Source organism: Pseudomonas sp. I2, from assembly GCF_040984075.1.
Lineage (GTDB): Bacteria > Pseudomonadota > Gammaproteobacteria > Pseudomonadales > Pseudomonadaceae > Aquipseudomonas > Aquipseudomonas guariconensis_B.
On the sequence record NZ_JBCGFQ010000021.1, the window covers coordinates 63,048 to 89,780 of the forward strand.

Annotated in this window: 23 protein-coding genes and 4 tRNA genes; 6 read left to right on the forward strand and 21 right to left on the reverse strand. The window is 64.2% G+C overall.

The window, feature by feature from the left end; all coding sequences use genetic code 11:
• Positions 1–86 precede the first annotated feature (86 nt).
• The 20 genes from WCE05_RS12865 to acs all read right to left on the reverse strand — a co-directional run bounded on the left by WCE05_RS12865 (position 87) and on the right by acs (position 20,065).
• Positions 87–163 (reverse strand) — tRNA-Arg (locus WCE05_RS12865).
• A gap of 73 nt (positions 164–236) precedes the next feature.
• Positions 237–313: transfer RNA gene (locus WCE05_RS12870), tRNA-Arg, on the reverse strand.
• A gap of 73 nt (positions 314–386) precedes the next feature.
• Positions 387–463, reverse strand: a tRNA-Arg gene (locus tag WCE05_RS12875).
• A 107-nt stretch (positions 464–570) separates the two neighbouring features.
• Positions 571–661: transfer RNA gene (locus WCE05_RS12880), tRNA-Ser, on the reverse strand.
• Between the two features lie 72 nt (positions 662–733).
• Positions 734–922: a carbon storage regulator CsrA gene (gene csrA / locus WCE05_RS12885; protein ID WP_043209419.1), complete on the reverse strand. Its 189-nt coding sequence runs from the start codon at positions 920–922 to the stop codon at positions 734–736.
• A gap of 171 nt (positions 923–1,093) precedes the next feature.
• A complete protein-coding gene (locus tag WCE05_RS12890; protein ID WP_225789349.1) occupies positions 1,094–2,329 on the reverse strand; it encodes an aspartate kinase in 1,236 nt (411 codons plus the stop codon).
• Between the two features lie 85 nt (positions 2,330–2,414).
• Positions 2,415–5,039 carry an alanine--tRNA ligase gene (gene alaS, locus WCE05_RS12895; protein WP_225789350.1) on the reverse strand — a complete coding sequence of 875 codons (2,625 nt, stop codon included), beginning with the start codon at positions 5,037–5,039 and terminating at the stop codon, positions 2,415–2,417.
• Between the two features lie 341 nt (positions 5,040–5,380).
• Positions 5,381–6,388 (reverse strand): succinylglutamate desuccinylase, encoded by a 1,008-nt coding sequence (astE, locus tag WCE05_RS12900; protein WP_225789351.1) that lies wholly within the window; start codon positions 6,386–6,388, stop codon positions 5,381–5,383.
• An 11-nt stretch (positions 6,389–6,399) separates the two neighbouring features.
• Positions 6,400–6,687, reverse strand: a complete 288-nt coding sequence (locus WCE05_RS12905; RefSeq protein ID WP_225789352.1) for a topoisomerase II — start codon at positions 6,685–6,687, stop codon at positions 6,400–6,402.
• Between the two features lie 14 nt (positions 6,688–6,701).
• Complete coding sequence (astB, locus tag WCE05_RS12910) at positions 6,702–8,051, reverse strand: N-succinylarginine dihydrolase (protein ID WP_253091263.1); 1,350 nt, start codon at positions 8,049–8,051, stop codon at positions 6,702–6,704.
• Positions 8,052–8,074: 23 nt separating this feature from the next.
• Positions 8,075–9,538, reverse strand: a complete 1,464-nt coding sequence (gene astD / locus WCE05_RS12915) for a succinylglutamate-semialdehyde dehydrogenase (RefSeq protein WP_225789354.1) — start codon at positions 9,536–9,538, stop codon at positions 8,075–8,077.
• Positions 9,535–10,566: an arginine N-succinyltransferase gene (gene astA / locus WCE05_RS12920; protein ID WP_225789355.1), complete on the reverse strand. Its 1,032-nt coding sequence runs from the start codon at positions 10,564–10,566 to the stop codon at positions 9,535–9,537. Before astA ends, astD begins: the two co-directional genes overlap by 4 nt.
• Positions 10,567–10,647: 81 nt before the next feature.
• The gene (gene aruF / locus WCE05_RS12925; protein ID WP_225789356.1) at positions 10,648–11,667 is read right to left on the reverse strand and encodes an arginine/ornithine succinyltransferase subunit alpha; all 1,020 of its coding nucleotides are present in this window, start codon (positions 11,665–11,667) and stop codon (positions 10,648–10,650) included.
• A 140-nt stretch (positions 11,668–11,807) separates the two neighbouring features.
• A complete protein-coding gene (locus tag WCE05_RS12930) occupies positions 11,808–13,028 on the reverse strand; it encodes an aspartate aminotransferase family protein (RefSeq protein ID WP_225789357.1) in 1,221 nt (406 codons plus the stop codon).
• A 325-nt stretch (positions 13,029–13,353) separates the two neighbouring features.
• Positions 13,354–14,334, reverse strand: a complete 981-nt coding sequence (gene argR / locus WCE05_RS12935) for a transcriptional regulator ArgR (protein ID WP_225789358.1) — start codon at positions 14,332–14,334, stop codon at positions 13,354–13,356.
• 99 nt (positions 14,335–14,433) lie between these two features.
• On the reverse strand, positions 14,434–15,198 hold the full coding sequence (locus tag WCE05_RS12940) for an ABC transporter ATP-binding protein (protein ID WP_253081410.1): 765 nt from the start codon (positions 15,196–15,198) through the stop codon (positions 14,434–14,436).
• Between the two features lie 22 nt (positions 15,199–15,220).
• Positions 15,221–15,919: an ABC transporter permease gene (locus WCE05_RS12945; RefSeq protein ID WP_225789360.1), complete on the reverse strand. Its 699-nt coding sequence runs from the start codon at positions 15,917–15,919 to the stop codon at positions 15,221–15,223.
• Positions 15,916–16,605, reverse strand: coding sequence for an ABC transporter permease (locus WCE05_RS12950; protein WP_225789361.1), 690 nt, complete (start codon positions 16,603–16,605; stop codon positions 15,916–15,918). The genes WCE05_RS12945 and WCE05_RS12950 overlap by 4 nt, the downstream gene beginning before the upstream one ends.
• Positions 16,606–16,696: 91 nt before the next feature.
• Positions 16,697–17,482: an ABC transporter substrate-binding protein gene (locus tag WCE05_RS12955; protein ID WP_225789362.1), complete on the reverse strand. Its 786-nt coding sequence runs from the start codon at positions 17,480–17,482 to the stop codon at positions 16,697–16,699.
• Between the two features lie 621 nt (positions 17,483–18,103).
• Positions 18,104–20,065, reverse strand: a complete 1,962-nt coding sequence (acs, locus tag WCE05_RS12960) for an acetate--CoA ligase (protein ID WP_225789363.1) — start codon at positions 20,063–20,065, stop codon at positions 18,104–18,106.
• A 408-nt stretch (positions 20,066–20,473) separates the two neighbouring features.
• Between acs and WCE05_RS12965 the strand changes: the two genes are divergently transcribed.
• On the forward strand, positions 20,474–20,731 hold the full coding sequence (locus WCE05_RS12965) for a DUF2790 domain-containing protein (protein ID WP_225789364.1): 258 nt from the start codon (positions 20,474–20,476) through the stop codon (positions 20,729–20,731).
• Between the two features lie 97 nt (positions 20,732–20,828).
• On the opposite strand, the gene WCE05_RS12970 is transcribed toward WCE05_RS12965, so the two are convergent.
• Entirely contained in the window at positions 20,829–22,388 is a 1,560-nt protein-coding gene (locus tag WCE05_RS12970; protein ID WP_225789365.1) for a sigma-54-dependent transcriptional regulator, read from the reverse strand.
• A gap of 257 nt (positions 22,389–22,645) precedes the next feature.
• Between WCE05_RS12970 and phhA the strand changes: the two genes are divergently transcribed.
• From phhA to WCE05_RS12995, 5 genes are all read left to right on the forward strand, one after another.
• Positions 22,646–23,434, forward strand: a complete 789-nt coding sequence (phhA, locus tag WCE05_RS12975; RefSeq protein WP_225789366.1) for a phenylalanine 4-monooxygenase — start codon at positions 22,646–22,648, stop codon at positions 23,432–23,434.
• Positions 23,435–23,473: 39 nt separating this feature from the next.
• Positions 23,474–23,830 (forward strand): 4a-hydroxytetrahydrobiopterin dehydratase, encoded by a 357-nt coding sequence (locus WCE05_RS12980; RefSeq protein WP_225789367.1) that lies wholly within the window; start codon positions 23,474–23,476, stop codon positions 23,828–23,830.
• The gene (locus tag WCE05_RS12985; RefSeq protein WP_368816035.1) at positions 23,827–25,023 is read left to right on the forward strand and encodes an amino acid aminotransferase; all 1,197 of its coding nucleotides are present in this window, start codon (positions 23,827–23,829) and stop codon (positions 25,021–25,023) included. Before WCE05_RS12980 ends, WCE05_RS12985 begins: the two co-directional genes overlap by 4 nt.
• A 229-nt stretch (positions 25,024–25,252) precedes the next feature.
• On the forward strand, positions 25,253–25,381 hold the full coding sequence (locus WCE05_RS12990) for a hypothetical protein (protein ID WP_262923792.1): 129 nt from the start codon (positions 25,253–25,255) through the stop codon (positions 25,379–25,381).
• A gap of 102 nt (positions 25,382–25,483) precedes the next feature.
• Positions 25,484–26,665: an MFS transporter gene (locus tag WCE05_RS12995; RefSeq protein ID WP_253091267.1), complete on the forward strand. Its 1,182-nt coding sequence runs from the start codon at positions 25,484–25,486 to the stop codon at positions 26,663–26,665.
• Positions 26,666–26,733: the final 68 nt, after the last annotated feature.

The window sequence follows — 26,733 nt, forward strand, 5'->3', positions numbered from 1 at the left end:
TATTCAGGAGTCTAGCCGGGCATCACTGACAAAACAGTGAAACAGAGAAAAACAAAAAGCCCGCTATAAGCGGGCTTCTTGATGTATGGCGGACTCAGGAGGATTCGAACCTCCGACCGCTCGGTTCGTAGCCGAGTACTCTATCCAGCTGAGCTATGAGTCCGTAGGTGGTATTTTTAGACCAGGTTACCACTGGTGGATGAAGCTGCCTTGATGATCAAAACTGCCTCATTGTATGGCGGACTCAGGAGGATTCGAACCTCCGACCGCTCGGTTCGTAGCCGAGTACTCTATCCAGCTGAGCTATGAGTCCGTAGGTGGTATTTTTAGACCAGGTTACCACTGGTGGATGAAGCTGCCTTGATGATCAAAACTGCCTCATTGTATGGCGGACTCAGGAGGATTCGAACCTCCGACCGCTCGGTTCGTAGCCGAGTACTCTATCCAGCTGAGCTATGAGTCCGTGTCTTGCCGTGCATTATAGTTCGCCAAACTGATTTGCCAAGCACTTTTTCGTTTATTTTCAACTACTTAAGCGATTCGGCCAGTTACGGCGCCCTACACGAAAAATGGCGGTGAAGGGGGGATTCGAACCCCCGATACCCTTTTGAGGTATACTCCCTTAGCAGGGGAGCGCCTTCGGCCACTCGGCCACCTCACCGCAACACGGGGCGTATAATAACCAGACCTTTCCCCGTTTGCAAACCCTTTTTTGAAAAAAAACCGAGAAAAATTAAAGGGTTGGTTCTTCGTCCTTCTCTTTCTTGATCCGCAGGTAGATTTCCTCGCGGTGCACGGCCACTTCCTTAGGGGCACTCACGCCGATACGCACCTGGTTGCCTTTGACACCCAGGACCGTAACGGTGATTTCACCGTCACCAATGATCAGGCTCTCGGCGCACCGACGAGTCAGAATCAACATAGCTTTCTCCTCAAGCAATTCATTCAGGGACAACAGTCTGTGGTAAGCAAGGGCCAGGGCCGGGGACGACGGCTCAAGCCCGGAAGGTCGCTGCGCAAGGCTGGACAGGCGCCTGCGCTGCGGCCAGAAACGCGAAAGGGCGCGGCAAGCCGCGCCCCTCCAGGCAGCGCCTTACTCGCCCTGTCGGGCGGGAGCGTCGAGTTCGAACGCAGTGTGCAACGCGCGTACGGCCAGCTCCAGGTACTTCTCCTCGATGACCACCGACACCTTGATCTCCGAGGTGGAGATCATCTGGATGTTGATGCTCTCCTTGGCCAGGGCCTCGAACATGCGGCTGGCGACACCCGCGTGGGAGCGCATGCCGACGCCGACGATGGACACCTTGGCGATGTTGGTATCGCCGATCACTTCACGCGCACCGATTTCACGGGCAGTGTTCTCGAGCACGCTGTGGGCCTTCTCGTACTCGTTGCGGTGCACGGTGAAGGTGAAGTCGGTGGTGTTATCGTGCGAGACGTTCTGCACGATCATGTCGACTTCGATGTTCGCGGCGCTGATCGGGCCGAGGATCTTGAAGGCAACGCCCGGGGTATCCGGCACGCCGCGAATGGTCAGCTTGGCTTCATCACGGTTGAAGGCGATACCGGAAATGATCGGCTGTTCCATGGATTCCTCTTCATCAATGGTAATGAGGGTACCCGGACCCTCCTTGAAGCTGTGCAGCACGCGCAGCGGAACGTTGTACTTGCCGGCGAACTCGACCGAACGGATCTGCAGCACCTTGGAGCCGAGGCTGGCCATCTCCAGCATCTCCTCGAAGGTGATCTTCTCCAGGCGCTGGGCCTGGGGCACCACGCGCGGATCGGTGGTGTAGACGCCATCGACATCGGTGTAGATCTGGCACTCGTCGGCCTTGAGCGCCGCCGCCAGGGCAACGCCGGTGGTGTCGGAGCCGCCACGACCGAGGGTGGTGATGTTGCCGTGCTCGTCGACACCCTGGAAACCTGCCACCACGACCACGCGGCCGGCCTTGAGGTCGGCGCGGATCTTCTGGTCGTCGATCTGCAGGATGCGCGCCTTGTTGTGCGCGCTGTCGGTGAGGATTCGCACCTGGTTGCCGGTGTAGGACACCGCCGGCACGCCGCGCTTGATCAAGGCCATGGTCAGCAAGGCGATAGTCACTTGCTCGCCGGTCGAGACGATCACGTCCAGTTCGCGGGGAACCGGGTGGTCGCTGATCTGCTTGGCCAGCTCGATCAGGCGATTGGTTTCTCCGCTCATGGCCGACAGCACAACCACCAGGTCAGTGCCTTGCTCGCGGAATTTCTTGACCTTGTCGGCAACCTGCTCGATCCGCTCGATGGAACCGACAGAGGTGCCGCCAAATTTCTGTACGATCAACGCCATTTCAAAGCTGCCTCAGCCCACGATGGGCACCCAATAACAATCCATCACGCCGGGGGCCACTACTAGACAGTGGCCCCCGGTCATCTCAAAGCCCCTGCTCGGCGAACGGCACGGCCAGGGCCAGGGCATCGTCCAGCGCGGCGACGTCGACGCCACCACCCTGGGCCATGTCCGGACGGCCACCGCCCTTGCCACCCACCTTCGCTGCGGCCTGCTTCATCAGGTCGCCGGCCTTGAGTTGGCCGGAGAGGTCCTTGGTCACGCCGGCCACCAGCACGACCTTGCCCTCGTACTCGCTGCCCAGCAGGATCACTGCGTGGCCGAGCTTGTTCTTCAGCTGATCGACCAGGGCCAGCAGGGCCTTGCCGTCCTGCCCATCCAGGCGTGCGGCAAGAACCTTGGCGCCCTTGACCTCAACGGCCGCGTTGGAGAGATCGTCCCCGGCGGCGCTGGCGGCCTTGGCCTGCAGCTGCTCGAGCTGCTTTTCCAGCTGACGGTTGCGCTCGAGCACAGCCGACAGCTTGTCGATCAGGTTGTCACGATTGCCCTTGACCAGCTGCGCAGCTTCCTTGACCTGCTCTTCGGCAGTGTTCAGGTAGGCCAGCGCGGCGGCGCCGGTGATCGCTTCGATACGGCGCACACCCGAGGCCACGCCACCTTCGCTGATGATCTTGAACAGGCTGATATCGCCGGTGCGCTTGGCGTGTATGCCACCGCACAGCTCCACCGAGAAGTCGCCGCCCATGCTCAGCACGCGCACGGTATCGCCGTACTTCTCGCCGAACAGGGCCATGGCGCCCTTGCGCTTGGCGGTTTCGATATCGGTCAGTTCGGTCTGCACCTCGGTGTTCCTGCGCACTTCGCGGTTGACGATCTCTTCCAGCGCCTTGATCTGCTCTGGCTTGACCGCCTCGAAGTGGCTGAAGTCGAAACGCAGGCGCTGGCTGTCGACCAGCGAGCCTTTCTGCTGCACATGCTCGCCCAGCACCTGGCGCAGCGCTTCGTGCAGCAGGTGGGTGGCGGAGTGGTTCAGCGAGGTGGCGTGCTGCACTTCGGCATCGACGCGCGCCTCGACCTGGGCGCCGACACGCAGTTCGCCACTGGCGACCACGCCGTGGTGCAGGAAGGCGCCACCGGTCTTGGTGGTGTCGCGCACGTCGAAGCGCACGCCGCCGGCCTGCAGGTAGCCGGTGTCACCGACCTGGCCGCCGGACTCGGCGTAGAACGGGGTACGGTCCAGGACCACGACGCCCTGCTCGCCTTCACCCAGTCGCTCGACGGCCTGGCCGTCCTTGTACAGGGCAACCACCTTGCCCTGGCCTTCGGTGGTCTCGTAGCCGAGGAAGTCGGTGGCCACGTCGACCTTGACCAGGCTGTTGTAGTCCATGCCGAAGGCGCTGGCGGAACGGGCACGCTCGCGCTGGGCCTCCATTTCGCGCTCGAAACCGGCTTCGTCGATGGTCAGCTCGCGCTCGCGGGCGATGTCGGCGGTCAGGTCCATGGGGAAACCGTAGGTGTCGTACAGCTTGAACACCACGTCGCCCGGGACCACGTCGCCCTGGAGCTGGGCCAGGTCCTGCTCGAGGATGCGCAGGCCCTGCTCGAGGGTCTTGGCGAACTGTTCTTCCTCGGTCTTGAGCACGCGCTCGATGTGCGCCTGCTGGGCCTTGAGCTCGGGGAAGGCATCGCCCATCTCGGCCACCAGGGCCGCGACGATCTGGTAGAAGAAGCTGCCCTTGGCCCCGAGCTTGTTGCCGTGACGGCAGGCGCGGCGGATGATCCGGCGCAGCACGTAGCCACGGCCCTCGTTGGACGGCAGCACGCCGTCGGCGATCAGGAAGCCGCAGGAGCGGATGTGGTCGGCGACCACTTTCAGCGACGGCTGGCCGTCGTTGCTGCAGCCGATGGCCTTGGCCGCGGCCGCCAGCAGGTTGCGGAACAGGTCGATCTCGTAGTTCGAGTGCACGTGCTGCATGACCGCACTGATGCGCTCCAGGCCCATGCCGGTATCCACCGACGGTGCCGGCAGCGGATGCAGCACGCCGTCGGCGGTGCGGTTGAACTGCATGAAGACGTTGTTCCAGATCTCGATGTAGCGGTCACCGTCTTCTTCCGGCGAGCCGGGTGGGCCGCCCCAGATTTCCGGGCCGTGGTCGTAGAAGATCTCGGTGCACGGGCCACAAGGGCCGGTGTCGCCCATGGTCCAGAAGTTGTCGGAGGCGTAGGGCGCGCCCTTGTTGTCGCCGATGCGCACCATGCGCTCGGCCGGGACGCCGATTTCCTTGGTCCAGATGTCGTAGGCTTCGTCGTCGCTCTCGTAGACGGTGACCCACAGCTTGTCCTTGGGCAGGTTCAGCCACTTGTCCGAGGTCAGGAAGGTCCAGGCGAAGGTGATCGCGTCGCGCTTGAAGTAATCGCCGAAGCTGAAGTTACCCAGCATCTCGAAGAACGTGTGGTGACGCGCCGTGTAGCCGACGTTTTCCAGGTCGTTGTGCTTGCCGCCGGCGCGCACGCACTTCTGGCTGCTGACCGCACGGGTGTAGGCGCGCTTTTCCTGCCCGAGGAAGCAGTCCTTGAACTGGTTCATGCCGGCGTTGGTAAACAGCAAGGTCGGGTCATTGCCCGGGATCAGGGAGCTGGAGGCGACTCGAGTATGCCCCTGCTCCTCGAAGAAGCGAAGGAAGGCTTCACGGATTTCTGCGCTTTTCATAGGTTCTTCCACGGAAACGGCGGCCCTTTAAGGCAAACACGTCGAATCGACGAAACGACGGCAAAGGGCCGCATTATATCGGTCCTGCAGTCTCGGTGCAGTGTGTTTATGCGATGGAAACCGCCGTTTGGACGGATTTTCAGGTCGGCACGAACAAAATCATGAGTGGGATGCTATAGCCTGCCTTTCGCCACTGGCAAGCCAATTACGACCCAGGTAGGCGGAAAATGGAACAGCTGGTGAAACAAGGGACTTTCATCAGCGAAGGGATCCAAAAACAGCGGCGCCTGTGCTGCCATTTGGGGCCGCTTCGCGCCCCAGCTTGACGCGCCGCCTACCGATCAGCCCAGCCGCTGTCCAGAATCCGGCACGATCAGGATCCCGGCCCGCAGCCCATTGCGGACCCTGGGGTTGGGGAAGATGATCCGCGCCCCCTCCTCCTCGACGATCCAGCGGGTCTCGGCCAGGTCCTCGGCCAGCAGGTAACCCTTGCTGAGCTCGGAGAAGTTCTCGATGTCCGCCGGCAGGTGCAGGTGGAAGCTGTCGCTGTGCTTGATGATCTCGCGGGCGACGCTGAACAGTTGCAGGCCATCGAGACTCTCGTCGGTCTCCGGCTCGTTGCCCTCGATGATCTGTACCAGGCGGGTTTCCAGGCGGTCGAGGTTGACCTGCTGGTTGTGGCCGAACGGCCGTGCCTTGCCCAGTTCCAGGGTGAAGGCCTCGGCCTCCAGTTGTTCGTAGGTGAAGGCACTGAAGGTGATCGATGCCTTGTTCTGCAGCAGCACCGCCTCCATGCCGGCCGCGTGCAGGCGCGCCAGCTCACGACGGGAGTGCTGGCGGCCTTCCTTGTACGGGTAGAGCGCGAACTGCTCGATCTTCGAACCACGGATCGCCGTGTGCAGGTCGTAGTGCAGGCGCGTGCGCTCCGGCTGGCTGAAGAACACCCGGGCGAACTGCTCCAGCTCCGCCGCGCGCAGGGCCTCGGCGCCACTGGACAACTCGTGGCGGCCATTGAACAGGCGGTTGATGTCTTGCTCGACGTAGCGCTCGCCCTTGCGAATCGCCTCAGGGTTGCCGAACAGGAACAACACCCGCGCCCGCGGCTTGATGTCGCCTCGGGCCACGCCATGCAGCAGCGCGTCGAGCAACTCGATGGGCGCGGTCTCGTTGCCATGGATACCCGCCGACAGCAGCAGGTCCAGGCCATTGTCCTTGCCCTGCGGCGGACGCACCTCGAGGGCGCCCTCCCCCAGCCAGCGCAAGCGCACACCCTCGACCGTCACTTGCGTCTTCTCGGCCGGTTCATGATCGGCCAGGGTCAGGTCAAGCAATTTGCCGAGGGCGAGCATAGGGCGTTTCCTTAGTGGTTATGACCGCAGTCCGGGCCGTGCACGTGGTCGTCGTCGCCAACCTCGGCCGGTTCCATCTCCAGTTGCAGGCTGACCAGGTTGGTGGCCATGGGGCGCAGCAACAGGTTGGCGTACTCGGTGTCGTCTTCCTCGACGTCGACGCCGATCAGCAGTTGGCCACGGCCGTCCTGCTGGATCCACACCTCCTTGCCTTGCCAGACCACGGCAAAGCGGGTGCAGGAGGTTTCCAGCTGGGTACCGTCGTCGTCTTCGAGGATCAGGCGCAGGGCGTCGGACATTGCAAATTCTCTCTTCAAGGTTGGCGTTGGAATGGGTAGACCGGGCCCAGCTTGAGTATCTGGGTCAGCTCATCCAGGGCTGTACGGCACTCGTCCAGCAGTTGCGGGTCGGCCAGGTCCGCTTCGCCCAGGCGATCGCGGTAGTGCTTGTCGACCCACTGCACCAGGGTGTCGTACAGCGGCGCGGTCATGATAACGCCTGGATTGACCGCCGCCAGTTCGGTTTCCTTCAGGGCCACGCGCAAACGCAGGCAAGCCGGGCCACCGCCGTTCTGCATGCTCTGCTTGAGGTCGAACACCTTGACCTCCTTCACCGCGCCGCCCTGGCGGGTCAGCTGTCCCAGGTAGGCCCAGACCCGTTCGTTGTTGCGGCACTCCTCCGGCACCACCAGCAGCATGGAGCCGTCGTCGCGAGACAGCAGCTGGCTGTTGAACAGGTAGGAACGCACCGCGTCCTCCACCGTCACCGCCGAGCGCGGCACGCGAATCGCCTGGAACCGGCCGCCCTTGCTGGCCAGTTTAGCTTGCAGCTGGCCAAGCACCGTATCGGTCTCGAGGAAGGCATCCTCGTGGTAGAACAGCACCTCGCCGTTGCCCACCGAGATCACGTCGTTGTGGAACACGCCCTGGTCGATCACCGCCGGGTTCTGTTGAGCGTAGACCACACCGTCCTCGGCCAGTCCATGCAGCCTGGCCACGGCCTGGGAGGCTTCCAGGGTCTGGCGCGCCGGATACTTCTGCGGCGCGGGATAGCGGCTGTCGAAGGCGCTGCGGCCATAGACGAAGAACTCCACGCCCGGCTCGCCATAGGCCCGGCAGAAACGGGTATGGTTGGCTGCCCCCTCGTCGCCGAACTGGGCCACCGCCGGCAGCGCCGGATGGTGGGCGAAATGCTTGTCGTCGGCGAACATGGCCGCCAGCACGCGGCTGGTGGTGGGGTGCTCGATGCTGCGGTGGTACTTGCAGTTGAGGTTGGCGGCGGTGAAATGCACGCGGCCATCGGCAGTGTCGGCACTGGGGCTGACCGTGGCGGCGTTGGCCACCCACATGCTCGACGCCGAGCAACTGGCCACCAGCAGGGGCATGGCCTCCTGGGCGGCGCGACGGATCACCTCGGCATCGCTGCCCGAAAAGCCCAGGCGGCGCAGCGCGGCCACGTCCGGTCGCTCCTGCGGGGCGAGCACGCCCTGCTTGAAGCCCATGTCAGCCAGCGCCTTCATCTTCGCCAGGCCCTGGCGCGCCGCCTCACGCGGGTTGGAAACCTGCTGGCTGTTGCTCTGCGAAGCCACGTTGCCGTAGGACAGGCCGCCGTAGTTGTGGGTCGGCCCCACCAGGCCATCAAAATTCACTTCATAGGATTTCATCGGCTAGGCTCCGAGACCGGTTGTTATAGGGTGACGCCCGGCGTCAGGGTCGCCGGCAAGGCCAGGCTGGCGGTCTCCAGCGAAGCCACAGGGTAGGCACAGTAGTCGGCCGCGTAGTAGGCACTGGCGCGGTGGTTGCCGCTGGCGCCGACGCCACCGAACGGCGCGCTGCTGGCGGCGCCGGTCAACTGCTTGTTCCAGTTGACGATACCGGCGCGGCTGCGCAGCCAGAAATGCTGGTAGCGCGCCCGGGAGTCGGACAGCAGGCCGGCGGCCAGGCCGTACTGGGTGTTGTTGGCCTCGTCGATCGCGGCCTCGAAATCGGCGTAGCGGATCACCTGCAGCAGCGGGCCGAAGAACTCTTCGTCCGGGCGCTCGGCCACGCCGGTCACATCGAGGATGCCAGGGGTCAGCAGGGCGGCCTCGGCCTGTGGCTGGGTCATTTCCAGCAGCGCCACGGCCCCTTTGCCCAGCAGTTCGGCCTGGGCCGCGAGCAAGGCGCGCGCCGCCTGCAACGAGATCACCGAGCCCATGAACGGCGCCGGTTGCTGGTCGAAGGCACCGACGCTGATGCCACGGCTCACCTCGACCAGGCGCTCGACCAGCGAATCGCCCCAGGCGCCCTGCGGCACCAGCAGGCGCCGGGCACAGGTGCAGCGCTGGCCCGCCGAGATGAAGGCCGACTGGATGATGGTGTAGACCGCCGCATCCAGGTCCTTGACCTCGTCCACCAGCAGCGGGTTGTTGCCGCCCATCTCCAGGGCCAGGATCTTGTCCGGTCGCCCGGCGAACTGCTGGTGCAGCAGGTTGCCGGTGCGGCTGGAGCCGGTGAAGAACAGCCCGTCGATGCCCGGGTTCGCCGCCAGGGCCATGCCAGTCTCGCGCGCGCCCTGGACCAGGTTGAGCACGCCTGCCGGCAGGCCGGCGTCGATCCAGCAGCGGACGGTCAGCTCGGCGACCTTGGGGGTCAGCTCGCTGGGCTTGAACACCACGCAGTTGCCCGCCAGCAGGGCCGGGACGATATGGCCATTGGGCAGGTGGCCGGGGAAGTTGTACGGGCCGAACACAGCCACCACGCCATGGGGCTTGTGCCGCAGCACGGCGCTGGCGTCGCCCAGTGGGCCGCTCTTCTCGCCGGTGCGTTCGCGGTAGCTCTGCACCGAGATGGCCACCTTGTTGACCATGCTGGTGACTTCGGTGGCCGACTCCCACAGCGGCTTGCCGGTTTCCTCGCCGATGCAGCGGGCGAGCTCGTCGGCATGGGCCTTGAGCTGGTCGGCGAACGCCTCGAGCACGCCGATGCGCGTATCCAGGCTCAACTGCGCCCAACCAGGGAAGGCCTGGCGGGCCGCCTGCACGGCAGCCTCGACCTGGGCCGGGTCGGCACCCTGCCCTTGCCAGACCACCGCCTGGGTAACGGGGTTGAGCGATTGCAGGGCAGCGCCCTGCCCGGCCTGCCAATGGCCGGCGATGTAATGCGTGGTCATGGGTTGGCCTCCCGGCTGGCGGACAGCGGCACGGCGCGCACATGGTCACCGGCGCCCAGGCGCAAGCGCTTGGCGGTCAACGGATCGACCACCAGGGTGCCGGCCGCCAGGCGCGCGGGCGCGGCGGTGATGCGGCAGTCCTCGCGCTTGCGGTTGTGGATCAGGTAAGGGGTGGCATCGTCGCCCGGCGTGCCCACGGCCAGCACCAGGGTCTGGCTGTCGCGCACGGCACGGATCTTCGAGGTCTCGCACTCGATGGCGGGGCCGGCGTCGAAGATGTCGACGTAGCCCTGGTAGCTGAAGCCTTCGCGCTTGAGCATGGCCAGGGCCGGCTCGGTGTCGCTGTGCACCCGGCCGATGACGTTGCGCGCGGCCTCCGACAGGAAGCAGGTGTACAGCGGGAACTTGGGCATCAGCTCGGCGATGAACGACTTGTTACCCACCCCGGTGAGGTAGTCGGCCTGGCTGAACTCCATCTTGAAGAAGTGCCGGCCCAGGCTTTCCCAGAACGGCGAGCGACCGCTTTCGTCGGACATGCCGCGCATCTCGGCGATGATCTTGTTGCCGAACAGCTCGGGGAACTCGGCGATGAACGACAGGCGCGCCTTGGACAGCAGACGGCCGTTGAGGCCGGTGCGATAGTCGCTGCGCAGGAACAACGAGCACAGCTCGGAGTTGCCGGTCAGGTCGTTGGCCAGGAACAGGGTGGGGATCTCGCGGTAGATCTTCAGCTCCTGGGAGGCGCTGACGGTCAGGCCGACCCGGTAGTTGTACCAGGGCTCGCGCAGGCCGACCGCCCCGGCGATGGCGCAGATGCCGACCACCAGGCCTTCGTCGTTCTCCAGCACGAACAGGTAGTCGGTATCGCCGCGCTCGGCTTCGCCGCGAAAGCTCTTCTCGGCCCAGCCGACACGCTGTTCGAGGCGCTCCTCGTTGGCCGGCAAGGTGGTCAGCCCGGTCGTGCCGGTGCTGCGTGCCAATTCGATCAGCGCGGGTAAATCGCTGCTGCGTACGGGACGAACGATCATGCTATCTCCTTGTGCGGTGGCCTGTGCCTGCCGCGAATCTCTCTGTTGCGGGTCCTGGCCTGGGCTATCCGTGCCCGGGCCTCAGACGGCCACCAGGCGAACGCTGCCGCCATCGCCGACGCCCAGCGCCTCGGCGGCCTCCAGGCCCAGGCTGAGCGGCTTGCCCGGCACCCAGTCCAGTTCCAGCAGCACGGCGCGGTAGTCCTGCAGTTGGCCGTTGCACACCAGGTACGGACGGCCGCCCTTGACCTGGCTGTCGTCGAGCCTGACCGGCACCACCCGGCTCTGGGCGATCGAGCGGATGCCCGAGACCCGGGCATGCAGGGTCGGGCCGCCGTCGAAGATGTCGATGTAGTGCTCGGTCTCGAAGCCTTCGCGCATGAGGATGTCGAAGGTGATCTGCGCCCGCGGGTGAACCTGGCCCATGGCTTCCTGGGCCGCGTCCGGCAGCAGCGGCACGTAGATCGGGTAATGAGGCATCAGTTCGGCGAGGAAGGTACGGCTCTTGAGCCCGCACAGCCGCTCGGCCTCGGCGTAGTTCAAGTCGAAGAAGTTGCGACCGATGGCATCCCAGAACGGCGACTCGCCTTGCTCGTCACTGTAGCCGACGATCTCGGTGACCACCGAATCGGCGAAGCGCTCGGGATGCGAGGCCATGAACAGCAGGCGGCCACGGGAGTTGAGCTCGGCCCAGGCACTGTTCACCAGTTCCGGCAGCACGTAGAAGCTGGTCAGCAGGCTGTTGCCGGTCAGGTCGTGGCACAGCGACAGGACATGGATCTTGTTGTGGATCTTCAGCTCCCGCGAGGCATGCACGAAGGTCTCGTTGCGGAAGCTGTAGAACGGCTCGGAATAACCGGCCGAGGCGACGATGGCCGAGCAGCCGGCGAGCTTGCCGGTCTCGCTGTCTTCGAGCACGAAGAAGTAGCTCTCCTCGCCATTGAAGCTGACCTCGGCGGCGAAGGACGTCTCCGAGGCGGCGATCTTGTCACCCAGGCGACTGGCGTCGTCCGGCAGCGAGGTGACACCAATGGGGCTGTCTGCAGCCATGCGCTGCACTTCGTTCAGATCAGCCATTTGCGCGGGGCGCATCACCAGCATGGTGTCACTCCTTTCGGGAAAACGGGCCAACAGCGTCGGCACGGAAAAACGGCGTGCGCCTGCGGGCGCACGCACTGGAATTCAGGTATCGCCGGCCCGTGCCCGATGGCACAGGCCGGCGAAAGGACCGCAGGCCGGTATCAGCCCTGGGTCAGCGTGGCTACGGCGCGCTCGAAGCGCTCCAGGCCTTCGTCGATATCGGCGTCCTCGACCACCAGGCTCGGCGCGAAACGCACCACGTCCGGGCCGGCCTGCAGGACCATCACGCCTTGCTTCTCGGCGGCATTGAGCACGTCCTTGGCCTTGCCCTTCCAGGCGTCGCTGAGCACGCAGCCGATCAGCAGACCCACACCACGCACCTGGGTGAACAGGCCGAACTGCTGGCCGATCTTCTCCAGGCGGGCCTTGAAGCGCTCATGCTTGGCCTTGATACCGGCGAGCGTCTCGGGGGTATTGACCACGTCCAGCACGGCGCAGGCCACGGCACAGGCCAGCGGGTTGCCGCCATAGGTGGTGCCGTGGGTGCCGACGGCCAGGTGCTTGGCCAGGTCGGTAGTGGTCAGCATGGCCCCGATCGGGAAGCCGCCGCCCAGGCTCTTGGCGCTGGTCAGGATATCCGGGGTCACGCCGTAGTGCTGGTAGGCGTACAGCGAACCGGTGCGGCCGACGCCCGTCTGCACCTCGTCGAAGATCAGCAGGGCGTTGTGCTCGTCACACAGCTTGCGCGCGCCTTCCAGGTAGGCCTTGTCGGCCGGGACCACGCCGCTCTCGCCCTGGATCGGCTCGATCACCACGGCGCAGGTCTTGTCGGAGATCTGCGCCTTGAGCGCTTCCAGGTCGTTGTACGGGACATGGCTGATGCCGGTGATCTTCGGGCCGAAGCCGTCGGAATACTTGGGCTGGCCACCGACGCTGACGGTGAACAGGGTGCGACCGTGGAAACTGTTCACGGTGGCGATGATCTCGTGTTTCTCCGGGCCGAAGCGGTCGTGGGCGACGCGACGGGCCAGCTTGAACGCGGCCTCGTTGGCCTCGGCGCCGGAGTTGCAGAAGAAGGCGCGCTCGGCGAAGGTCGCGTCCACCAGCTTGTGGGCCAGGCGCAGGGCCGGCTCGTTGGTGAAGACGTTGGATACGTGCCAGAGCGTGTTGGCCTGCTCGGTCAGGGCCTTGACCAGTGCCGGGTGGCAGTGCCCCAGGGCGTTGACCGCGATGCCGCCGGCGAAGTCGATCAGCTCGCGACCCGACTGGTCCCATACTCGGGAGCCTGCGCCGCGCACAGGGATGAAGGCCGCCGGGGAATAGTTGGGGACCATGACCTGGTCGAAATCGGCACGTTGCACCGGGGCTTGCTCAACGGACATCTGAGTCTCCTGAAGAGGAACGCTGGCCTGGAAGTGGCGAGCGATGGGGGGATTGTAAGGACTGATCGGCGCCTGTCCTTGCTGCCAGGCGACAACTTGTTACAGCGCCAAACCCTGTTTTACCGAGGCTTTCGGCAATGCGACAAACATTGTCGCAATCGCGCAGTGTAGCGGGAGGCGGGGGTGACGGGGAGATGGGAAGGTAAATTGGGAGAACGGATGTTCACTGCGGCATCGGTGTTGTCGGCTTGCCTCGATGCCGGTCAGTTACAAACGGGGATTTGTAATCCTGGGGCCGCTTCGCCCCCCCCCGTGCAAAGGACTATCAGCTGCGCTCGGCCGGCGCCGAACTCAACTCGAACGGGCTGCTGCTACGCCGCTGGTTGCGGTCTTCCCGCGGCGTGGCGCCGAAGAAGTTGCGGTAGGCACTGGAGAAATGCGGCCCGGACGAAAAACCGCAGGACAGCCCGATCTGGATGATCGACTTGCTGGTCTGCATCAGCATCTGCCGCGCCTTGTTCAGGCGCAGCTCCAGGTAGTACTGGCTGGGCACGCGATTGAGGTACTGCTTGAAGATCCGCTCCAGTTGTCGCCGAGAGACGCACACATGTTGGGCGATCTCGTCGGTGGTCAACGGCTCCTCGATGTTGGCCTCCATCAGCAGCACGGCCTGGGTCAGCTTGGGATGGCTGGAGCCAAGGCGGTTCTGCAGCGGAATACGCTGGCGCTCGCCGCCCTCGCGGATGCGCTCGACCACCAGCTCCTCCGACACCGCCCCCGCCAGCTCCGCACCGTGGTCGCGGGCCAGCACCGCCAGCAACAGGTCGGTCACGGCCATGCCGCCGCAGGCGGTCAGGCGGTCGCGGTCCCAGTCGAACAGATGGCTGGTGGCGATGACCTTGGGGAAGCGCTCGGCGAAATCATCCTGCCAGCGCCAGTGCACCGCCGCCCGGTAGCCATCGAGCAAACCCAGGGCCGCCAACGGATAGACCCCGGCGGACAGCCCGCCGATCATGCAACCACTGCGCGCCACTTGCTTGAGCGCGGCCGACAAGGCCGCTCCCACGGCCAGCGGCGGCTCGTCCGCCAGCAAGAACAGCTTCTGGCAACCCTCCAAGCGGCCATTCCAGGGCTCGCCCGGCAGGCGCCAGGCGCCCTCCTCGGCCGCCTCGGCTTGGAGGAAGGCCAACTCGTAGACCACATCCGGGTGCACGTGCTGGGCAACCCGCAACACTTCCTCGGCCAGCGCCAGGGTCAGCGGCCTGGTGCCGGGCCAGATGAGAAATCCGATTCGCTGGGTGGTCATGGGTCGTGGTCCGAAACCTGGGTCGTTCGTGTCTGTGGCGCCGGGTCAGGCTGCGCTCGCTGCGCAGCATGCCCTATCCTGGTGCAAAGGTGCAGCTTTTTACTTCAGGCTGCCGGAGAGGAACTGCTTGAGACGCTCCGATTGCGGGTTGACCAGCACCTCGCGCGGGTTGCCGCTCTCCTCCACCAGGCCTTTGTGCAGGAACACCAACTGGTTGGAGACCTCGCGGGCGAAGCCCATCTCATGGGTCACCACCACCATGGTGCGGCCTTCCTGGGCCAGGGCCTGCATGACCTTGAGCACATCGCCCACCAGTTCGGGGTCGAGCGCCGAGGTCGGCTCGTCGAACAGCATCACCTCCGGTTCCATGGCCAGGGCCCGGGCGATCGCCACCCGCTGCTGCTCACCCCCGGACATATGCCCCGGGAAGGCGTCCTTGCGATGGGCCACGCCGACCTTGGCCAGGTAGTGTTCGGCCTTCTCCAGCGCCTCCTTCTTGTTCACCCCCAGCACATGCACCGGCGCCTCGATGACGTTCTCCAGGGCGGTCATGTGCGACCACAGGTTGAAGTGCTGGAACACCATCGACAGGCGCGAACGCATGCGCTGCAACTGCTTCGGGTCGGCGGCCTTGAGCGCGCCATCCTTGCCGGCGACCATCTTCAGCTCTTCGTTGTTGAGCAGGATCCTGCCGGCATGGGGCTGCTCGAGCAGGTTGATGCAGCGCAGGAAGGTCGATTTGCCCGAGCCGCTGGAGCCGATGATGCTGATCACATCGCCTGCCTTGGCCGCGAGCGACACGCCCTTGAGCACTTCGTGGCTGCCATAGCGCTTGTGCAGGTCTTGGACTTGGAGTTTGTACATGCTGTCGGTTCTCACAGAGCGTTCAGTGCTTGCGCGGCGCCAGGTAGCCGAGCCAGCGGCGTTCGGCCATCTTGAACAGGCGCACGAGGATGAAGGTCAGGCACAGGTAGAACACGCCCGCCGTGATGTAGGCCTCGAAAGGCAGGTAGTACTGGGCATTGACGGTGCGCGCCGCGCCGGTGATGTCGATCAGGGTGACGATCGACGCCAGGCTGGTGGTCTGCAGCATCATGATCACTTCGTTGCTGTACTGCGGCAGCGCCCGGCGCAAGGCCGAAGGCAGCAGGATGCGCCGGTACATCTTCATGCGCGACATGCCCACCGCCTTGGCAGCCTCGATCTCGCCATGGGGCGTGGCCTTGAGGCTGCCGGCGATGATCTCGGCGGTGTAGGCGCTGGTATTGATGGCGAAGGCCAGGCAGGCGCAGAAGGTCGCGCTGGACAGCCACGGCCAGAGGAAACTCTCGCGCACCGCCTCGAACTGGGCCAGGCCATAGTAGATCAGGAACAGCTGCACCAGCATCGGCGTGCCGCGGATCACATAGGTGTACAGCCAGGCGGTCATGTTCACTAGCGGCTGCTTCGACACCCGCATCAGGCCCAGCGGAATGGCCGCCAGCAAGCCAAAGAACAACGACAGCGCCAGCAGCTTGATGGTGGTCAGCAGCCCGCCGAGGTACAGCGGCATCGCCTCCCAGATCACGTTGTAGTCGAAGATCATAGTTCAGCCGCCTTTACGCCCACCGAGTAGCGCTTCTCGAGATACTTCAGCGCCAGCAGCGAGACGCTGGTGAGCACCAGGTACAGGGCCGCTACCGCCAGGAAGAAGGTGAAAGGCTCGCGGGTGGCGTCGGCCGCCTGCTTGGCCTTGAACATCATGTCCTGCAGGCCGACCACCGAGATCAGCGCCGTGGCTTTGGTCAGCACCAGCCAGTTGTTGGTGAAGCCGGGGATCGCCAGGCGGATCATCTGCGGCACCATGATGCGGAAGAACACCTGCCGGCTGCTCATGCCATAGGCCACGCCCGCCTCGGCCTGGCCCTTGGGAATGCCGAGGAAGGCACCGCGGAAGGTTTCCGAGAGGTACGCGCCGAAGATGAAGCCCAGGGTACCGATACCGGCAGCCAACGGGTTCAGGTCGATGTAGTCGTCGTAGCCGAGCAACGGCGCGACCCGGTTGAGCACGTCCTGGCCGCCATAGAAGATCAGCAGGATCAGCACCAGGTCCGGGATGCCACGGATCACCGTGGCATACAGGTCGCCCAGCCAGGCCAGCCAGCGCACCGGCGACAAGCGCAACGACACGCCGATCAGGCCAAGCACGATGGCCAGGGCCATCGACGACAGGGCGAGCTGCAGCGTCAGCCACGCCCCGTCGAGGATGACTGCCCCGTAGCCTTTCAACATGATTGGGATTCCTCAGGGCTTGGGAATGAAAAATGGTGCAAACCTCAGAGCTTCTGCTGTTTGCACCATTGCACAGGTGAAACTCGACGTCTTACTGGGCGTCCGGCCCGTAGATGTCGAAGTTGAAGTACTTGTCCTGGATCTTTTTGTACTTGCCGTTGGCACGGATCGCATCGATCGCGGCGTTGATACGCTCGCGGTTGGCGTTGTCGCCCTTGCGCACGGCGATGCCGACGCCGTCGCCGAAGTACTTCACGTCGGTGAAGGACGGGCCGACGAAGGCGAAGCCCTTGCCGGCGTCGGTCTTGAGGAAACCGTCTTCGAGCAGGGTGGCATCGGCCACGGTGCCGTCCAGGCGGCCAGCGGCGACGTCCAGGTAGATTTCGTTCTGGGTGCCGTACGGCACGACGGTGGCGCCCTGCGGAGCCAGGACTTCCTTGGCGAAGCGGTCATGGATCGAGCCGCGCTGCACACCGATCTTCTTGCCCTTCAGCTCGACCAGGCTGTCGCTGACGGTGGTGCCTTCCTTCATGACCAGGCGTGCCGGGGTCAGGTAGTAGCGTTTGGTGAAGTCGACCGACTTCTTGCGGTCCTCGGTGATCGACATGGACGAGAGGATGGCGTCGATCTTGCGCACCTTCAGCGCCGGGATCAGGCCGTCGAACTCTTGCTCGACCCAGGTGCACTTGGCTTTCATCTCTTCGCACAGGGCGTTGCCGATGTCGTAGTCGAAACCGGCGATGCTGCCATCGGGCTGCTTGAAGGCGAAGGGTGGGTAGGCGGCCTCGATACCGATCTTCAACGGTTTTTCATCGGCCTGCGAACCCAGGGACAACACGGACAGCGCAAGGGCGCCAAGCAGTGCGAGCTTCTTCATCTGGTAACTCCATCGGTACGGGGCAATACAAGGCAGGTGTAACGGCTGCCCGATATGCGAATGGGTGCAACGCGAGCCGCAGGGGGTATCGACCAAGGTCGCAGACCACGAGCGAGTGAGTGGCATTTTAACGACAGGCGGGTAGTCGATATTTCTTCAAAGCGACAACTAGTTACAGAAGCGCCAGGAACCACGGCGGACGATATTGACAGCCCTTGCATATTATGCAAGAGCAAAAGAAAAATAACCCATAAGCCAAGCAATAACCGGGCCTATTATTGGCAAACCCTTGTAGTCCGGCAAGCGCAGCGTGCCGTCGCGTACGAAATGCCTGCAGAATCGCCCTACAATGGCACACGAATGTTTCTACTCGCCCCGCTTCTGAGCGAAATTGGGTAGCCCAAGGGGTTACCGATGGATGTCGGGTAACAAAAGCAAACACCTCGCCAAAGACGTAAGTTCACTGAAGCCCCGCCGACCCGTACCGGGGCCGCCTTGCGCCCCATCGCGACACAAGGCCGCTCCCGCACCGTTCATGCAACGCCCATTGTCGGGCGCTACACGGACACCGCGGGAGCGGCCTTGTGTCGCGAATGGACTGCAAGGCAGCCCCGATTCACATCAGGCTGACGCGAGCCCCATTGCCTTGTGGGTATCGATCAGGTGCTGCACCACACCCGGGTCGGCCAGGGTCGAGATATCCCCCAGCGCGTCGTACTCGCCGGTCGCGATCTTGCGCAAAATACGGCGCATGATCTTGCCCGAACGGGTCTTCGGCAGCCCCGGCGCCCACTGGATCACATCCGGCGAGGCGATCGGGCCGATCTCCTTGCGCACCCAGTTCTTCAGCTCCAGACGCAGTTGCTCGCTCGGCTCCACGCCGGCGTTGAGGGTGACATAGACATAGATGCCCTGCCCCTTGATGTCGTGCGGCACACCGACCACCGCCGCCTCGGCGACCTTCGAGTGGGCGACCATCGCGCTCTCGATCTCGGCGGTGCCCATGCGGTGGCCGGAGACGTTGAGCACGTCGTCGACACGGCCGGTGATCCAGTAGTAGCCGTCCTCGTCGCGACGCGCACCGTCACCGGTGAAGTACATGCCACGGAAGGTCTTGAAGTAGGTGTCGACGAAGCGGTCGTGGTCGCCGTACAGCGAGCGCGACTGACCCGGCCAGGAGTCGAGGATGACCAGGTTGCCCTCGGCGGCGCCTTCGATCAGGTTGCCCAGGTTGTCCACCAGCGCCGGCACCACGCCGAAGAACGGACGGGTCGCCGAGCCTGGCTTCAGGCCAGTGGCGCCCGGCAGCGGGCTGATCAGGATGCCGCCAGTCTCGGTCTGCCACCAGGTGTCGACGATCGGGCAGCGCTCCTTGCCGACGGTCTGGTAGTACCAGTTCCAGGCCTCGGGGTTGATCGGCTCGCCCACCGAGCCCAGCAGGCGCAGGCTGGAGCCATCGGCGCCGGCGACCGCCGCCTCGCCCTCGGCCATCATCGCGCGGATGGCGGTCGGCGCGGTGTAGAGAATGTTGACCTTGTGCTTGTCGATGATCTTCGACACCCGAGTGATGTCCGGGTAGTTCGGCACGCCCTCGAACAGCAGCGTGGTGGCGCCGTTGGCCAGCGGGCCATAGACGATGTAGCTGTGGCCGGTGACCCAGCCCACGTCGGCGGTGCACCAGTAGACTTCGCCCGGGCGATAGTCGAAGACCCGCTCATGGGTCAGCGCGGCGTACACCAGATAGCCGCCGGTGGTGTGCAGCACGCCCTTGGGCTTGCCGGTGGAGCCGGAGGTATAAAGGATGAACAGCGGCTCCTCGGCGCCCATTTCCTTCGGCGCGCAATGGCTGGAGGCGACTTTCATCAGGTCTTCGTACCAGATGTCGCGGTGCTGGTGCCAGGCGATCTCGCCACCGGTGCGCTTGCACACGATGATCTTCTGCACGCTGCTGGTTTCAGGGTTGGTCAGGGCCAGGTCGACATTGGCCTTGAGCGGCGTATGGCGGCCACCGCGCACGCCTTCGTCGGCCGTGATCACCACCTTGGAGCGGCAGTCGATGATGCGGCCGGCCAGGGCCTCGGGCGAGAAGCCACCGAATACCACCGAATGGATCGCGCCGATACGGGCACAGGCCAGCATGGCCACCACGGCTTCCGGGATCATCGGCATGTAGATGGTCACCACGTCGCCACGGTGCACGTCCTGGCCACGCAGGGCGTTGGCGAACTTGCAGACCTGCTCGTGCAACTCGCGGTAGGTGATGTTGCGGCTTTCGGAAGGGTCGTCGCCTTCCCAGATGATGGCGACCTGGTCACCACGCTCTTCCAGGTGGCGGTCCAGGCAGTTGTAGGAAACGTTCAGAGTGCCGTCAGCGAACCATTTGATGTCGACATGGTGATCGTCGAAGGAGGTCTGCTTGACCTTGGTGAAAGGCTTGATCCAGTCCAGGCGCTGGGCCTGCTCACGCCAGAAGCCGTCCGGGTTGATCACCGATTGCTGGTACATGGCCTTGTAGGTGGCCTCGTCGGTCAGGGTACTGGCCGCAACCTCGGGACGAACGGGATACAGTGGAGCCGCACTCATCTGTTTTACCTCGGTGTAATAGTTGTTTTTGTATGAAACCGTTTGTAACTGTACCAGAGCGGCAAAGGCCATTCGACGTTGGTAGTACCAAGGCCGGTATTTTTCCCTGTCGCGCGAGGCGAGCGCTCTAGTTGGCGCACTCCAGCCCAGCACACAGGGCGGGGGCAGATTTTTGCCGGGGATTGTTACAGATTCTGTCAAAAGACTTTATCAAAAGTCCCTCTGTTTCAGCCTCTGGCACCCCCATAGAATTCACCTCGCCAGCAATGGCAAGGCGATTAACTTCTTGTAACAGCCCCCACGAAGGCATGTTAATCCCCCGCTAATTTCGATAGTTGAAAACTGGATGTACTCGCGGCGCCACAAGCGCCGCGTGCCCCCTCACGACCTTAGACAGGTAAATTGAAAATGAAAGCTTTACTGGTATTGGTACTTGGTGGTCTTTGCAGCGCGGCGATGGCCGACGAAGTTGCAAAGGATGCCGAGCAGATTCCGGTTGAACAGTACAGTTATTCGCAGCACCTGGACATTGCCCGGGTCATCTCCATGAGCGAAGTACCCAATGTCTGCGAAGTGGTGCCTGCACGCATGACCTACGAAGATTCCAAGGGCCAGAAGCACATTCTCGAATACCGTGTGATGGGCAACGGCTGCTCCAACGGTTGAGGCGCCTTGCCTTCTTTGGGGCCGCGAAGCGGCCCCAAAATGACAACCGAGCGTCTTCGCAAAAGGGCTGCATGACAGCCCCGATATGAACCTGGTTCTACTCGGCTGTTTTATTGAGCGAATAATCACGCAACTTATTGGCAATCGTCGTATGGGAAACGCCCAACCGCTTGCCCAATGCCCGACTACTTGGAAACTCGCTCATCAAACTTTCCAGTACGGCTTTTTCAAAACGCCCGACAATTTCCGAAAGATCCCCCTCCAGTGAAAACTCACCCAAGGGTTGACGCGCACCATAATCCGGCAGGCGAATATGTTCGCCTTTCACCACACCGCCCTCGCACAACGACACAGCCTGAAACAGCACGTTCTCCAATTGCCGCACGTTACCCGGCCAGTGGTACTGGCCCAGCTTTTCCATCGCCGCTGGCGCCAGGTGCGGCATCGGGCAGCCGATCTGCCGGCTGGCCTGGTCGAGGAAGTGCTGCACCAGGCCCTCCAGGCCATCCATGCATTCGCGCAGCGGCGGGATGTGCAACGACAGTACGTTCAGGCGATGGTAGAGGTCCTGGCGAAACTCGCCACGGGCGCACAGTTCGGACAGGTCCACCTGGGTGGCGCAGATCACCCGCACGTCCAAGTACACCTCCTCGTCGCTGCCGACCCGCCGGAAGCAGCCATCCTGTAGGAAGCGCAGCAGCTTGACCTGCAGGCGCGGGCTCATTTCCCCCACCCCGTCGAGGAACAACGTGCCGCCCGCCGTCAGCTCCAGCAGCCCCAGCTTGCCCTCGGCGCGCGCGCCCTCGAACGCGCCCGGGCCGTAGCCGAACAGCTCGGTCTCGGCCATGGACTCCGGCAGGCCGGCGCAGTTGAGCGCCATCAGTGGCGCCTGGCCGCGCGGGCTGGCCAAGTGGCAGGCGCGGGCCAGCAGCTCCTTGCCGGTGCCGGTCTCGCCTTCGATCAGCAGCGGTGCATCCAACGGCGCCATGCGCCGCGCCTCGCGCACCACCGCCGCCATCACCCGCGAGCTCTGGAAGATGCTGTCGAAGCCGCGCAGCTCCTGCTTGCGCACGTTATAGATGCGCTCGCCGATACGGTCGGCCCGGTGCAGGGTGAGCACCGCGCCGGCCAGTGCCTCGCTGTCGTCATGCTCCGACTGCAACGGGGCGATGTCGGCGAGGAACACATCGCCCTTGACCTTGATGCGCAGGCCGTTGATCCGCGACTTGTTGGCGCGCACCAGTTCCGGCAGGTCGAAGTCCTCGACGTAGCGTGCCAGGGGGATGCCCGGCACCTCGTCGACCCGCACCCCGAGCAATTGGGCAGCAGCGCGGTTGGCAGCGACGATGCTGCCGCCCATGTCGATCGACAGCACCGGGAACTCCAGGGCACCGAGCAACGCATTGAGCTCCATGTGCCGACGCTCGCTGGGCATCAGGCCCACACGCTTGACGCCGAACACCCCGGCGATCGACTCGAACTTCGGCCGCAGCGCCTGGAACTGCAGGTTGATCAGGTTCGGGCAATGCAGGTAGATGGCGTTGCCATGGTCGCCGCCGACCTCTCCCCGCAGCACGTTGATGCCGTATTCCACCAGCAGGTTGAGAATGTCGCGCAGGATGCCGATGCGGTTCTGGCAATGCACTTTGATACGCATGGAAAAGGCCCCGAGGCAGCCGGATTTTTCACCGGCGCATGGAAAAATCGTAAAGATAAGCTGACAAAATAATCCTGACGGCCAGCTCGATACCCGCGATTTTCCGGGACCAGGCTCATTTTGTAAAATTTACGTTACGAAAACAGGATGAAAGGTCCTCCATGCACCCCACCGCACCCCGTGCAAAGCTGGCCGCGAGGGGATATTCCTAGGGTATGTCGTGAACATAACAAGAAAGCCCTCACCAGGAGAGCCACATGAAACAGACGCAATACGTGGCACGCGAGCCCGATGCGCACGGTTTTATCGACTACCCGCAGCAGGAACACGCGGTATGGAACACCTTGATCACCCGGCAGCTGAAGGTGATCGAAGGCCGCGCATGCCAGGAATACCTGGACGGCATCGAGCAGCTCAAGCTGCCCCACGATCGTATTCCCCAACTGGGTGAAATCAACAAGGTCCTGGGTGCCACCACCGGCTGGCAGGTCGCCCGCGTACCGGCGCTGATCCCCTTCCAGACCTTTTTCGAACTGCTGGCCAGCAAGCGCTTCCCGGTCGCCACCTTCATCCGCACCCCGGAAGAACTGGACTACCTGCAAGAGCCGGACATCTTCCACGAGATCTTCGGCCACTGCCCGCTGCTGACCAACCCCTGGTTCGCCGAGTTCACCCACACCTACGGCAAGCTGGGCCTGGCGGCCACCAAGGAAGAACGTGTGTACCTGGCGCGCCTGTACTGGATGACCATCGAGTTCGGCCTGATGGACACGCCACAGGGCCGCAAGATCTATGGCGGCGGCATCCTGTCCTCGCCCAAGGAAACCGTCTACTGCCTGTCCGGCGAGCCGGAACACCAGGCCTTCGACGCCCTCGAAGCCATGCGCACGCCGTATCGCATCGATATCCTGCAGCCCCTGTACTTCGTCCTGCCGAACCTCAAGCGCCTGTTCGACCTGGCCCACGAAGACATCATGGCCCTGGTCCGCCAGGCCATGCAGCTGGGCCTGCACGCACCGAAGTTTCCACCCAAGGCGGCCGCCTGAGCCGCCTTGCCGAATAACAACTCAAACCGGAAAAGACCCATGAATGCCTTGAACCAAGCCCATTGCGAAGCCTGCCGCGCCGACGCGCCGAAAGTCACCGACGAGGAACTGGCGGTACTGATCCGCGAGATTCCAGACTGGAACATCGAAGTTCGCGACGGCCACATGGAGCTGGAGCGCGTCTTCCTGTTCAAGAACTTCAAGCACGCCCTGGCTTTCACCAACGCCATCGGCGAGATCGCCGAGGCCGAGGGCCATCATCCAGGCCTACTGACCGAGTGGGGCAAGGTCACCGTCACCTGGTGGAGCCACTCGATCAAGGGCCTGCACCGCAACGACTTCATCATGGCCGCGCGCACCGACCAAGTCGCCGAAACTGCCGAAGGGCGCAAGTGATGCATTTCCAAGCCATTGGCCGGGTCCCTGGCGACCCGATCCTGGGGCTGATGGACGCCTACGCCCGCGACGCCAATCCGGCGAAGTTCGACCTGGGTGTGGGCGTGTTCAAGGACGCCCAGGGCCTGACGCCGATCCCCGCGGCAGTCAAGCAGGCCGAACAGCGCCTGGTGGCGCAGCAAGCCACCAAAAGCTATGTCGGCGGCCACGGTGACCCAGCGTTCGGCCACCTGGTCAGCGAACTGGTGCTGGGCAGCGCTTCGCCGCTGCTCGCCAGCCAGCGCGCCGGCGCGACCCAGACCCCGGGCGGCACCGGCGCCCTGCGCCTGGCGGCGGAGTTCATCGCCCACTGCCTACCGGGCCGCGGCGTCTGGCTCAGCGACCCGACCTGGCCGATCCACGAGTCCCTGTTTGCCAGCGCCAAGTTGAAGGTGTCGCACTACCCCTATGTCGGTGCGGACAACCGCCTGGATGTCGCAGGCATGCTGGCGGCCCTGGAGCAGGTGCCGGAAGGCGACGTGGTGCTGCTGCACGCCTGCTGCCACAACCCCACCGGCTTCGACCTGGGCCAGGACGACTGGCGTGCGGTGCTCGAGGTGGTGCGCAGACGCAACCTGCTGCCGCTGATCGACTTCGCCTACCAGGGCTTCGGCGACGGCCTGGAAGAAGATGCCTGGGCGGTACGGCTGTTCGCCGCCGAGCTGCCGGAGCTGCTGGTCACCAGCTCCTGCTCGAAGAACTTCGGCCTGTACCGCGAGCGCACCGGCGCCCTGCTGGTGTGCAGCCACGATGCCGAGAAGCTACAGGACGTGCGCAGCCAACTGGCACTGCTGGCCCGCAACCTGTGGTCGACACCGCCGGACCACGGCGCCGCGGTGGTCGCGCAGATCCTCGGCGACCCGGCCCTCAAGGCCTTGTGGGTCGAGGAAGTGGACGCCATGCGCCAGCGCATCGCCGAGCTGCGCCACGGCCTGGTCAAGGCGCTGGAGCCCCACGGTCTGGCGCAGCGCTTCGCTCATATCGCCGCGCAACGCGGGATGTTCTCCTACACCGGGCTGGATCCGGAGCAGGTTCGCCTGCTGCGGGAAAAGCACAGCGTGTACATGGTCGGTACCGGCCGGGCAAACATCGCCGGCGCCGATGCCCAGCGCCTGGAACAACTGGCAGCGGCGATCGCCGACGTCTGTCGCTGAGCCTGGCCCGAGCCGCTCACCCATGATCTGGGGCTGCCTTGCAGCCCCAGATAGCGCTGCAAACCTGGACCGACCAGCCCCGCAACCGCCAACACCACCGTCGCAAAACCGACCAGCGACCCGGAAAAATTTCAAACTGTCACCCAGACTCCTGTATCCTGCCCCAGCTTTTCGAAGCCTCCACGCGCCTGGCGCAGTCTTTTCACTCACACTTGCGAGGAACGACGAGATGCATGAAATCCCGAATCTTCCCTTCCCAAGCCTGAACCCCGAAGAGCAAACCGTTGCCGCCCACACCGAACCGACGCCCGCCGTCGAGCAGGATGGCGACGATCAACCCTGCGCCGACCAGGAATAACCGCGCACCCCATCCGACAGTGTGAAAACGGCTGACTCGCGGGAACCTTGCCCGTCATCGCGTTTTCACACCGTCCAGAACCCCAGCCCACGAAAGCGCCCCATGCCCGACTCACCGCGCCCCCTTGCGGTCACCCTGCAAGTCGTCTCCATCGTCCTCTTCACCTTCATCGGCTACCTGAACATCGGCATTCCCCTGGCCGTGCTGCCCGGCTACGTGCACAACGACCTGGGGTTCAGCGCCGTGGTCGCGGGCCTGGTGATCAGCGTCCAGTACCTGGCCACCCTGCTCAGCCGCCCCACCGCCAGCCGCATCATCGACAACCTCGGCAGCAAGAAAGCGGTCATGTACGGCCTGCTCGGCTGCGGGCTGAGCGGGGTGTTCATGCTGGCCTGCAGCTTCCTCACCTCGCTGCCCTGGCTGAGCCTGGCCTGCCTGCTCATCGGCCGCCTGGTGCTGGGCAGCGCCGAAAGCCTGGTGGGCTCCGGCTCGATCGGCTGGGGCATCGGCCGGGTCGGCGCCGAGCACACCGCCAAGGTCATCTCCTGGAACGGCATCGCCAGCTATGGCGCATTGGCCATCGGCGCCCCGCTGGGCGTGCTGATGGTGAAGACCCTGGGGCTGTGGAGCATGGGCGCGAGCATCATCCTGCTGGCGGTGCTCGGCTTGCTGCTGGCCTGGCCGAAACATGCCGCCCCAGTGGTCGCCGGCGTGCGCCTGCCGTTCCTGCGGGTGCTGGGCAAAGTATTCCCCCATGGCTCTGGATTGGCCCTGGGCTCGATCGGCTTCGGCACCATCGCCACCTTCATCACCCTGTACTACGCCAGCCGTGACTGGCCCAACGCCGCACTGACCCTGAGCCTGTTCGGCGCCAGCTTCATCAGCGCACGGCTGCTGTTCGGCAACCTGATCAACCGCATCGGAGGTTTCCGTGTGGCGATCGTCTGCCTGGCGGTGGAAACCCTGGGCCTGCTGATGCTGTGGCTGGCGCCGAGTGCCGAACTGGCCCTGGCCGGCGCGGCCTTGAGCGGGTTCGGTTTCTCGCTGGTGTTCCCGGCACTGGGGGTGGAGGCGGTGAACCAGGTGTCGGCGGCCAACCGCGGGGCGGCAGTGGGTGCCTATTCGCTGTTCATCGACCTGTCGCTGGGGATCACGGGACCACTGGTGGGGGCCGTGGCGTCGGGGTTCGGCTTTGCCTCGATCTTCCTGTTCGCGGCGGCGGCGTCTTGCTGTGGGCTGGTGTTGAGCCTGTACCTGTATCGCCAGGCGCGACTGGGGCGCTGAAAGGACGATCCTGGGGCCGCTCTGCAGCCCATCGTCGACAAGCCGGCTCCCCCAGGGTTGCGAGTCGC

Excerpts from the sequence above, each read along its gene's own strand:
- csrA (WP_043209419.1), bottom strand. The coding sequence starts at position 922 with ATGTTGATTCTGACTCGTCGGTGCGCCGAGAGCCTGATCATTGGTGAC.
- WCE05_RS12890 (WP_225789349.1), bottom strand. The coding sequence starts at position 2,329 with ATGGCGTTGATCGTACAGAAATTTGGCGGCACCTCTGTCGGTTCCATC.
- alaS (WP_225789350.1), bottom strand. The coding sequence starts at position 5,039 with ATGAAAAGCGCAGAAATCCGTGAAGCCTTCCTTCGCTTCTTCGAGGAG.
- astE (WP_225789351.1), bottom strand. The coding sequence starts at position 6,388 with ATGCTCGCCCTCGGCAAATTGCTTGACCTGACCCTGGCCGATCATGAA.
- WCE05_RS12905 (WP_225789352.1), bottom strand. The coding sequence starts at position 6,687 with ATGTCCGACGCCCTGCGCCTGATCCTCGAAGACGACGACGGTACCCAG.
- astB (WP_253091263.1), bottom strand. The coding sequence starts at position 8,051 with ATGAAATCCTATGAAGTGAATTTTGATGGCCTGGTGGGGCCGACCCAC.
- astD (WP_225789354.1), bottom strand. The coding sequence starts at position 9,538 with ATGACCACGCATTACATCGCCGGCCATTGGCAGGCCGGGCAGGGCGCT.
- astA (WP_225789355.1), bottom strand. The coding sequence starts at position 10,566 with ATGATCGTTCGTCCCGTACGCAGCAGCGATTTACCCGCGCTGATCGAA.
- aruF (WP_225789356.1), bottom strand. The coding sequence starts at position 11,667 with ATGCTGGTGATGCGCCCCGCGCAAATGGCTGATCTGAACGAAGTGCAG.
- WCE05_RS12930 (WP_225789357.1), bottom strand. The coding sequence starts at position 13,028 with ATGTCCGTTGAGCAAGCCCCGGTGCAACGTGCCGATTTCGACCAGGTC.
- argR (WP_225789358.1), bottom strand. The coding sequence starts at position 14,334 with ATGACCACCCAGCGAATCGGATTTCTCATCTGGCCCGGCACCAGGCCG.
- WCE05_RS12940 (WP_253081410.1), bottom strand. The coding sequence starts at position 15,198 with ATGTACAAACTCCAAGTCCAAGACCTGCACAAGCGCTATGGCAGCCAC.
- WCE05_RS12945 (WP_225789360.1), bottom strand. The coding sequence starts at position 15,919 with ATGATCTTCGACTACAACGTGATCTGGGAGGCGATGCCGCTGTACCTC.
- WCE05_RS12950 (WP_225789361.1), bottom strand. The coding sequence starts at position 16,605 with ATGTTGAAAGGCTACGGGGCAGTCATCCTCGACGGGGCGTGGCTGACG.
- WCE05_RS12955 (WP_225789362.1), bottom strand. The coding sequence starts at position 17,482 with ATGAAGAAGCTCGCACTGCTTGGCGCCCTTGCGCTGTCCGTGTTGTCC.
- acs (WP_225789363.1), bottom strand. The coding sequence starts at position 20,065 with ATGAGTGCGGCTCCACTGTATCCCGTTCGTCCCGAGGTTGCGGCCAGT.
- WCE05_RS12965 (WP_225789364.1), top strand. The coding sequence starts at position 20,474 with ATGAAAGCTTTACTGGTATTGGTACTTGGTGGTCTTTGCAGCGCGGCG.
- WCE05_RS12970 (WP_225789365.1), bottom strand. The coding sequence starts at position 22,388 with ATGCGTATCAAAGTGCATTGCCAGAACCGCATCGGCATCCTGCGCGAC.
- phhA (WP_225789366.1), top strand. The coding sequence starts at position 22,646 with ATGAAACAGACGCAATACGTGGCACGCGAGCCCGATGCGCACGGTTTT.
- WCE05_RS12980 (WP_225789367.1), top strand. The coding sequence starts at position 23,474 with ATGAATGCCTTGAACCAAGCCCATTGCGAAGCCTGCCGCGCCGACGCG.
- WCE05_RS12990 (WP_262923792.1), top strand. The coding sequence starts at position 25,253 with ATGCATGAAATCCCGAATCTTCCCTTCCCAAGCCTGAACCCCGAAGAG.
- WCE05_RS12995 (WP_253091267.1), top strand. The coding sequence starts at position 25,484 with ATGCCCGACTCACCGCGCCCCCTTGCGGTCACCCTGCAAGTCGTCTCC.